At 51.8% G+C, this 9,350-nt stretch carries 4 protein-coding genes; all 4 read left to right on the top strand.

Features of this window, described 5'->3' with window-relative positions; genetic code table 11:
* The first annotated feature begins 115 nt into the window (after positions 1–115).
* The gene (locus HMPREF0670_RS14590) at positions 116–841 is read left to right on the top strand and encodes a porin family protein (protein ID WP_009231913.1); all 726 of its coding nucleotides are present in this window, start codon (positions 116–118) and stop codon (positions 839–841) included.
* A 112-nt stretch (positions 842–953) separates the two neighbouring features.
* On the top strand, positions 954–2,036 hold the full coding sequence (locus tag HMPREF0670_RS14585; protein WP_044078423.1) for a hypothetical protein: 1,083 nt from the start codon (positions 954–956) through the stop codon (positions 2,034–2,036).
* Positions 2,037–2,038: 2 nt separating this feature from the next.
* The gene (locus HMPREF0670_RS14580; RefSeq protein WP_232213944.1) at positions 2,039–3,856 is read left to right on the top strand and encodes a T9SS type A sorting domain-containing protein; all 1,818 of its coding nucleotides are present in this window, start codon (positions 2,039–2,041) and stop codon (positions 3,854–3,856) included.
* 76 nt (positions 3,857–3,932) lie between these two features.
* Positions 3,933–9,350, top strand: a 5,418-nt coding sequence (locus HMPREF0670_RS14575; RefSeq protein ID WP_009231910.1) for a SpvB/TcaC N-terminal domain-containing protein, incomplete at its 3' end; no start/stop codon positions are given.

The raw sequence follows: 9,350 nt of genomic DNA, 5'->3' as shown, positions 1-9,350 counted from the left end.
ATAAAATATTTTTTTCGCAAAAAACATTGCTTGTTCCAAAAGAATGATTATATTTGCGGAAGAATGAGGAACTTCAGTCCCTTAGAAACATTAATATCAAAAAGGTTAGACTGTTATGGGCACAAAATTTAATTTACTTATTCTTTTTATCGTTTCCTGTCTTTCACTAAGTGCTCAGGAGGGTGCTTTCAATGCCGGTGTCCGCTTGGGCGGCGGTTACAGTGTCAACAGTCATGTAGACAAGATATTAGTGAGCGAGGGTTATTACGCCAATTATTCGTTCGACAACAAAGGACTGTTCGTGCCAAGTGCCGAGCTGTTTTTCCTTTATAGGCAGCCTGCAAGCCTTTGGGGCGTTGAAGCGGGCATTGCCTATTATAACAAAACGGCGCGGGTGCGTTACGAGGACAAGAACGAACTGAACTACACGCTCTCCACCCGTTATCATCATTTGGGGCTTGCCGCTTATTTCAATCTCTATCCTTTTAAGGCAAAAAACTCGCTGCACGTATCATTGGGCGGACGAATTGGCGCAAACCTCTCTCCAAGCAATCTCACTTATACAGGTAACCAAGAGGATGCGAAGTTCTCGGCGTTGGGTTATCCCAGCGTAAAAGAGACCGAACGCATTCTCAAAGACAAACTCAAAGGCCGTCCCGATGCGGCATTGGGCGGCGGTATCGGCTATGACTTCCCATTCGGCATGACGCTCGACTTGCGCTATCATTACAGTCTGACCAACAGTATCAAGACCGAAACAAACACCTATAACTGGGTGGAACACGACAACCACAATCAGCAAATTGAACTGACGGTGGGCTATATGATTAATATCCGATAAGTTCTGCCCATGTTCTTATCCTTACTCTCTTTCCCCGCTTTGCCAAGATTGGCATAAGATTTAGGTTTGAATTTATTTCAACACATTTCATGTAAATAATAGGAAAGTGCCTATGGGCAATTCTACTCCCAATACCCGCCGCAATGTCATTAGCGGCATTGTTGCGTTAATCGTTATCCTCATTATCTTGTTGTGTTTACGACTTTGCAAACATGATGAGGAAGATGTGCCGACACCTCAGGCAACCCCCTCGGCTTCTACCCCGCAAGACACCATCAAACAAGGCACGACAACAGTTTCGCCAAAAGCATGGCATAAGGTTTCAAAGCCAAAGAGGAAAAGAAAGGTTATTGCCGCCTCTGCTCTTCAACCCGCAGAGAAGGTGGCGGTTGTAGAAAAGAAAGCAGAACCTGCTGTTGTGCAAGAAACACCCAAAGAACAACCTAAGCAACAAACCGGCATAGAACCTGAATCTGACGATGTGGTAATAGATACGGCGGAAATCACTCGCGAGCCCAAGCCGAGGCGTATTTTCTCGCACAAACGGTATTACCAAACCCGTATCGGCATCCGTGCCGGCGTGGGTTACAGCGTTATCGGCAACCTTGGTGCCTTGGTAGAAGACGGAGCCGTCCGTCCTCGTTATACGATGGAAGAAAACGGCGCGTTTGTTCCCTCGATAGGCGTTTTTGCCCTTTGGCGGCACGACCGCCTTGGCGTTGAATTGGCGGCAGACTACACGTGGCTGTCTTCTACCTTAAAGGAACATAAGCAAATCGGCAACATCGACGAGAAGACGGTCTTTCGTTATCACGTCATCATGCCGCAGGTAGCCGCGCGACTCTACCTGCTGAGCGACCTTTATATGGGTGCTGGTGTGGGCATGGGCATCCCGCTCAATCCTGGCGGTATCGACTTTTCGAGCAATCGTGCGGCCCTATACGTTTCGGTGGACAAACTCACACAGGAACATTTAAGAGAAACATTTCGGGCACGCTTGCACGTGATGCCCCTGCTCAAGATAGGCTACTCGTCGTTTAAGAACGGCATCGAAGCCAGCCTGCAATACGGTTACGGCTTTATGGACCTTATCAAGACAAACGAGAACCCATACGGCTATCACAAAGCCACGAACAACAGTCACCTGCTTTTGCTGACAGTGGGCTATACCATTCCCCTAACCAAACAGAAATGACGATGAAACAATCCACACTCCATCTTACAAGCATACTTGTTTCGCTCTTGTGCGCCGTATCCATAACGGCAAGTCGGGCGCAAGCGCAGACCCAAGCGCAAATACAACCGAAACCGCAATGCCAAGCCCCTGGCGGAGTGGCAGGTTTTGTGAAATGGGCAAGTGGTAACGACAATACCCCTGTACGCCTTACTGGTGCTGGCGGCCTGACCTTTATCGGTGTAGGGAAAATACAGAAAGCGGGCGAACAGCTGCTATGGAATGTCAGCACACAAGCGGGAAAAACCGAACGTGTGCAGACCACGGCCCGCGCCGCCAACCTTGTCAAGGGAACGTTTATGAACTACACCGGGCGCGACACCTTGCCACAACTACGCCTGTACGCTTATAGCACCTCATCTGCAAGCGGTACGCGCGGCACCCTCAATGTGGGTGGGATGACCAAAGAAAAACTCCCCATCAAGAGCTTAAAGAACGGCATGGAGGAATATGTGGTTTACGCTCGCGCCCTCACCGCCGCCGAACGCATGCGCGTGGAAAGTGCCCTCGCCCTTCGCCACGGCATCACCCTTGCCCATTCCTACCTCAATTACAAAGGCGAAACCATCCGCAACTATTATCGGCTTAAAGCGTACAACCACCGCGTTGCCGGCATCATCGGCGACGCCACCTCGAAACTCCACCGCACCACGGGCGAGAGTAGCGAGAATGAAGCCGTCGTCAAAGTATCTGCAAGCGCAATAAACGAAGGCGCAAGCTACCTTTGGGGCGACAACGCCAAGCAACTCTCTTTTACTGCCGACAAGGGCAACGGGAAATGGATGCAGCGATGCTGGGCAGCCACAACGACAGGACAGCCCGCAGAACATCTCACCTTGACTTTCGACACCCGAAGCATCCACCAACTGCAACCACTCGGAAAGGACGAGTGTTACTATCTCGCCGTAGACAACAGCGGCACGGGAAAATTCCCCGTCGGGCAAATACGCTATTACAAGGCACAGGACAGCCATGCCGACAGCATTGTCTTTGCAGGCATTGCCGCCGATGCGGGGGAAAGCATTTTTACGCTTCGTGCCGCTAAAGACTTCTTTGCAACCGTTGAAATAGCACGGCCCCGCTGTTCCACAGCGCAAAAAGGACAGCTCAAAGTGCTTTTCACAGGCGGCACTGCTCCATATCATGTTACGATAAGCCTTGATGGGAAAGCATGTTACAGCCAATCCACAAGTGACAGCCTTATCACCGTTTCCGCCCTGCAACAAGGCAAATACACGATTGCCGCCAAAGACCATACGGGTAAAACGCTCTTGAATGAAGTCATGGTTTCCAATGCCGACATGGCCGACGTGCCCGAGTTGCAGGACGTACGTTTCGCCCGCGGTGCATCTCGCGATTACCACCTTGACACCAAGGGCGATTACACCTGCCGATGGAAGAGCCCGAAGGGCAGATACCTGAGTGGCGAGAGCGTTACGCTGGACGAGGATGGAGCGTACATTCTCGAACTGACCAACGCCGAAGGTTGCTCCACCACCCGCACGCTAAACGTATCGACAATGGGCAAAGACGGTTTCGCACGCCACGCAGTCTCCCCAAATCCCACGACCGACGGCAACGTTGATGTGCGCGTGGAAATGTCCGAGTCGCTCCCGCTTGAATTTAGGCTGTATTCCCCCGATGGTGCCCTGTTGCAAAGGGAAGCGCGCACAGCCGACACCTATCACGCCACCCGTTGCTATCTGCCTATGAATGGGACATACGTACTTGAGATGAGTAGTGGCGAGAGCAGACAAAGCGTCAAACTCATCAGGAAATAGGCGATAGGGATATATTTTATAAGGACAATAAAGTAAACGGTTTCCCATTAAACGGAATAGTCATAAAAACGAAGTTATGAACAAGTCGGCATGTTTTTCAGCGGTTATTTTAAGTGCGTTTCTGTTGTTTGTTTCTTGTAACGGCAATAGGAGAACTTCGCATGTCGGCAACAAGCAAGAAATAAGGGAATCTCCTGTTTCGGATGCCAAAGAACAGAAAACGGGTAAAGACAATCAATCTTTACATGCCAAGAAGTATGCACATGCGGTAACGGGCACGAAAGAAATAGGAAGAGAACGGGGAACAAGGACAAATAACAGAAACCATGTGTCCAAGCGTTTGCAAGATTTTCGCAAACGCACGGTGAGCAAATACTTCGCCGGCACCCTTGCAGACTCTCTGTCTGTTGGTCGCGCTGAGCTGAAAGTGCCCCTTGGCTGTATGGAACATGCCAAGATTTTGAGCATTACGCCACTTAGAAAGGGCGAGCTGCCCCACCTGCCCGCAGGCATGGTGAACGTAACGGCGGACAGGAGTAATCCTACCGTTGCTGCCAACTCGAAAGACAGCATCGCCGGTTACCGTTTCCTGCCGCATGGCGAGCACTTCGTCCATTCGTTGGCAAGCATCACCGTGCCATACGACAGTACCCTTATCCCGCAGGGCTATACCGCCGAAGACATACACACTTACTACTACGACGAATTAAAAGCCCAATGGGTAATGTTGCGGCATAAGGTTTTGGATAAAGACCGAGAGCTAGTTGTGGCCGAGACCTCGCACTTTACCGACGTCATCAACGGCATCATCAAAGTGCCTGAAAATCCCGAAACGCAGAACTACGTACCCACGGGCATCAGCGAACTCAAAGCGGCCGACCCGAGTGCCGGCATCACAACAGTGAGCGCGCCCACCGCCAACCAAAGCGGAACGGCAGCACTAAGCTATCCCTTTGAACTGCCCAAAGGGCGGGCGGGCATGCAGCCGAGCGTCGGTCTGCAATACAGCAGCGACGGCGGTTCTTCTTATGTGGGTTACGGTTGGGGCCTTCCCCTGCAAAGCATCGACATCGAAACCCGCTGGGGTGTTCCCCGTTTCGATACCGATAAGGAAAGCGAAAGCTACCTGCTCATGGGCAGCAAGCTCAACGACCGCACCTACCGCACCACTGATGCACCCGCGAGAACCAAAGACAAACGTTTCTATCCGCTTGTAGAGGGCGGCTTTGCCAAGATTATCCGCAAGGGCGACAGTCCGCAGAACTACACGTGGGAAGTAACCTCCAAAGACGGTACCGTGTCTTATTTCGGAGGCGTGGACGGTACGGTGGACGAAGGTGCCGTGCTCAAAGACGGCAATGGCAACATCCTGCGCTGGGCACTTTGCAAGACGCAAGACACCCACGGCAATTTCGTTTCTTACAAATACCGCAAACGCAGCGACAACCTTTATCCCGAAACCTACCGCTATACGGGCAGTAAAGACGAGGAGGGAGCTTATAGCGTACAGTTCGCTTTCAAGTGGGATGCGCGCAAGGATGTGGTCAAGAGCGGTCGTTTGGGTGTGCTGCAAACCGACGATGCCCTGCTAGAACGCGTGGAAGTGAAGTACAACAGCGAGCTGCTGCGCGCTTATGCGCTTCATTATAAGGAAGGTGTCTTTTCCAAAACGCTTTTGGACGGCATTGAGCAATTAGATAGTAAAGACAATCATGTTGCAACACAAACGTTTAGTTATTATAATGACATAACAAAAGGCATTTTCTCCGATACGCCCGTAATTTATACGGCAGAAAAGGACAACTATGGCCGGCTTGTTAAATTGCACATTGGGAACTTTGACGAAAGGCTTTCCCTTCTCGGCGGCGGCTCTGCCAAAGGAAACACAGTAGGTGGCGGTGTCATGGTCGGGGCCGGCTGGGGTCCGGCGTCGGTTAATGCGGGCGGTTCTTATTCTTACACCAAGACGAACAACGAAGGACGCATCGCCCTTGTAGACATCAACGGCGACGGCATGCCCGACAAGGTGTGGAAAGGTGCGGACGGCAGGTTGCATTACCGATTGAACCAAAATAAAGACCTTCGCCATCCGTCTTTCGGAGACAAGATGACAATAACGGGTATCGGCAGCTTTACAGGAGGCACCACCACCAGTAACTCTTGGAATGCGAATGTAGCTACGGGCTTTGGCCCGGCAAGCATCGGCTATGCGGTAAACAAAACGACCGACCAGAGCAAAAACAAAACCTATTTTCAGGATTTCAATGCCGACGGCCTTATTGACATCGCCCAAAATGGTACGGTCTATTTCAACCACAGCAATGGTAAGGATGTAAGTTTCAGCAGTACGAGTACCAATACGGGAAATCCCATAACGGGAAATGCTACAAGCATAGACTCCACATTCCTTCCCGACTACAAGGCTATCCGTGATTCGTTGGAACGCGAATTTCCCTTGCACGATGCCATTCGTTTATGGCGTGCCCCCTACGCAGGTACAGTGAAAGTGACTGGGGCGGTCAACAAACCATCTGCCCAAGGAGACGGTGTCAGTCTGAGTATGCAGCATAATAATGTCGTGTTATGGAAAGACACGCTTCTGCAATCGGGCAGTGTTACGGTACCGGCGAAGACCCTTCCCGTCCGTCCAGGTGACTATCTGCTTTTCCGCGTGAATGCAAGATATTCGGGTATAGGCGATGTCGTGGAATGGGATCCGAACATTGTTTATACTTCCATTGCGGTAGATACCTATGCAGGTGAAGATTTGAAACATTATCGCAATTCGTCGGATTATGTGCCTGGCGAAATGTCTACTGCACCGCTTGCCATTGACGGAACGGTTTTCTATGAAGGAGGGTTTAATAAGCAAAAAACAAGCGACGATGTAGTACTCTCCATAGTCAAGACGGATAAAACCGGCACACAAACGGAAATAGACCATCTTCTTTTGCCAGCCGATACCGTGCTTACGGGAAAGTTCGAGGGCAATTTCCATTCTTCCGTTGTGGATAGTGCCACGGTAAACTTCATCATCAAGACAAGCAGCCCCATCAATTGGCAGCACATCAGCTGGACGCCCGTGTTCCGCAGTGATACTACCAAATACGCGCTTGCTCCGCAACGCCTGATGTTCAATAAAAACATTGTAGCTGCAAAGGATACGCTTGTACATGTCGTTGCAAGCGATTCCACTTGGGGTGACAGGTTGGTTTTGGTGCCCGAGTTGCGAGTAAGCCGTTCTTCGGGTAAGGACACGGCACCCGCCACAGTCCATCTCACGTTGAAAGACGAAACGGGTTCACTGCTTTACCGCAAGGAATATACGATGAGGGGGAACAACCGCCTGCAAGGAGACAGTACGGCCGTGAACGGCGTCTCCCTTATCCCGCATCTTTCAGCAAAGAGGGTGCAAGTGAGTTTTTCCGTCCTCAACGAACTGGATAATGCCCCCATCGCACGGCTACATGTCCTTCGTGACTCCATTCTTTATACCGTGGGTACGGACGGGAAGAAGCATGAGACAGGACGCAGGTTGGTGCGCGTGGATTCCATTCCGGCATCCGTGTTCTCCAGTTTCAACCGTTTTGACCATGGACCGCTCTATAAAGGTTGGGGACAGTTTGCTTGGAATGGCAATGCGAAGGGAGAACCCATCAGGACCGATGAGTTAAGGGCCTCTGACCATAACGACTACATCAAGGATGGGGAAATCGACGAAGAGGCCGTTGAGAAGAACACGCTCGACATCAACAAGCAGAAATTCTTTACGATGGCATATAGTCCCACAACAGGGAAGTATGTCAGTGCCACAGATAGTGTGTATGTAAAAGTCGCAATGATGCGTGCATCGCGATTGGGTGAAGATGAAATAGTCGTTGACTCCATCAACTACAACCTTAACGGGGAAGGGCTTTCTGCACCTGTACAAATGACGGAATCGAAAAGTACGGGTAAGACCTACTCTTTGGGATTTTCGATGGGATTCAGCCTCGGGGTAAATAAGAGCAACACCAAGCAGGAATCTTATACCACGGTGTCTGCACTGGATTTGAACGGTGACAGTTATCCCGACTGGGTGCGTGAAGACAATGGTAAGATTAAGGTACAGCTTACCCGTCAGATTGGCACCCTCGGTGACGGGCAAGACTATGACGTGGAAGCCTCAATGTCTTATGGAGAATCGGAAAACACAGGCGGGGATGCCGGACTCAGCATGAATCCCGACAGTTATAAGCTTTCCAACTTCCAAGATAAGCTGCAAAAGGCGAAAGCCTCTTTCGCCAAGAGCGTGGCCAGCCTGCAACAGACCGGGCGGCTGGGTAAGAATGCCGAGGGGGCAAGCTTTAGCGGCAACGTCTCGGAAGGGGCTTGCAGCGCCAGCGGCAATTTCTCAAGCGGGACGTCGGAGTCCGTACGCGACTGGGGAGACCTTAACGGCGACGGACTGCCCGACATGGTATCCAAGGGGCAGGTACGTTATAATCTGGGATATTCTTTCACCGAGGCCATGCCCTCAGGTATCAATGCCGTCGAACACAGTTCGAACAACAACTACGGTGACGGGTTGGGCGTATGCATTCCCATTCTCGGCCTGTTCAACATCTCGGCAGGGCAGAACGATACGGGAAGCCTCACTTCCGGCAAGGGCGCATTCCATGACGTGAACGGCGACGGGCTGCCCGACTTTGTGGAACAGGACAGCAAGGGCGACTTGAAAGTCACGCTGAATACGGGCAGCGGCTTTGCCGCACCTGAAGGGTTGCAGAAGAAATCGGAGCTTTCCGGCAACATGGGCTCTTCCGTGGCCATATACGCCAGCACCGCCTACACGATCCGCATACCCCTTCCGTTCGGCTTTGTCATCAACATCACGCCGAGCATACAGGGTTCGCATAGCGAAAGCATCAACCGCACGACTGCGGCCTTGATGGACATGGACGGCGACGGCTTGCCCGATCTCGTTTACAGCGACAGCGAAAACAGCATGGGGGTGCGTCGCAACCTCACGGGACGCACCAACCTTCTCAAGGGTGTGACCCTGCCTTTCGGCGGACACGTTGCCGTAGGATACAAGCAGACCGAACCGAGCTACGACATGCCTGGGCGCCGTTGGGTGATGGCATCCGTGGAGACCACGGGCGGCTATGCCGAGAACGGAGCCACCAGGATGCGCAACGAGTTTGAATACGAAGGCGGCTACCGCGACCGCCGCGAACGCGACTTCTACGGTTTTGAGAAGGTCACCACCAAGCAGATAGACACGCAGAACGGCAATGCCGTTTACCGCACGCAGGTGGCAGAATACGGACACAACCGCAACCTGTACATGCACGACCTCGTCACTGCCGAAACGCTCTACGATGCAGCAGGCAACAAACTGCAAGGCACGCAGAACACCTACGAACTAAAACAACAGGCAGACACGACGGTATTCTTCCCCGCACTCGCCTCCGTAAGGCAGACCATTTACGACAACGCAGGACAGGGCAGC

The organism is Prevotella sp. oral taxon 317 str. F0108, from assembly GCF_000162415.1.
GTDB lineage: Bacteria > Bacteroidota > Bacteroidia > Bacteroidales > Bacteroidaceae > Prevotella > Prevotella conceptionensis.
The sequence above is the reverse complement of the archived record's forward strand: the minus strand, read 5'-3'. Positions and strand labels throughout refer to the sequence as shown.

Coding starts and splice junctions, on each gene's coding strand:
- HMPREF0670_RS14590 (WP_009231913.1), top strand. CDS start 116: ATGGGCACAAAATTTAATTTACTTATTCTTTTTATCGTTTCCTGTCTT.
- HMPREF0670_RS14585 (WP_044078423.1), top strand. CDS start 954: ATGGGCAATTCTACTCCCAATACCCGCCGCAATGTCATTAGCGGCATT.
- HMPREF0670_RS14580 (WP_232213944.1), top strand. CDS start 2,039: ATGAAACAATCCACACTCCATCTTACAAGCATACTTGTTTCGCTCTTG.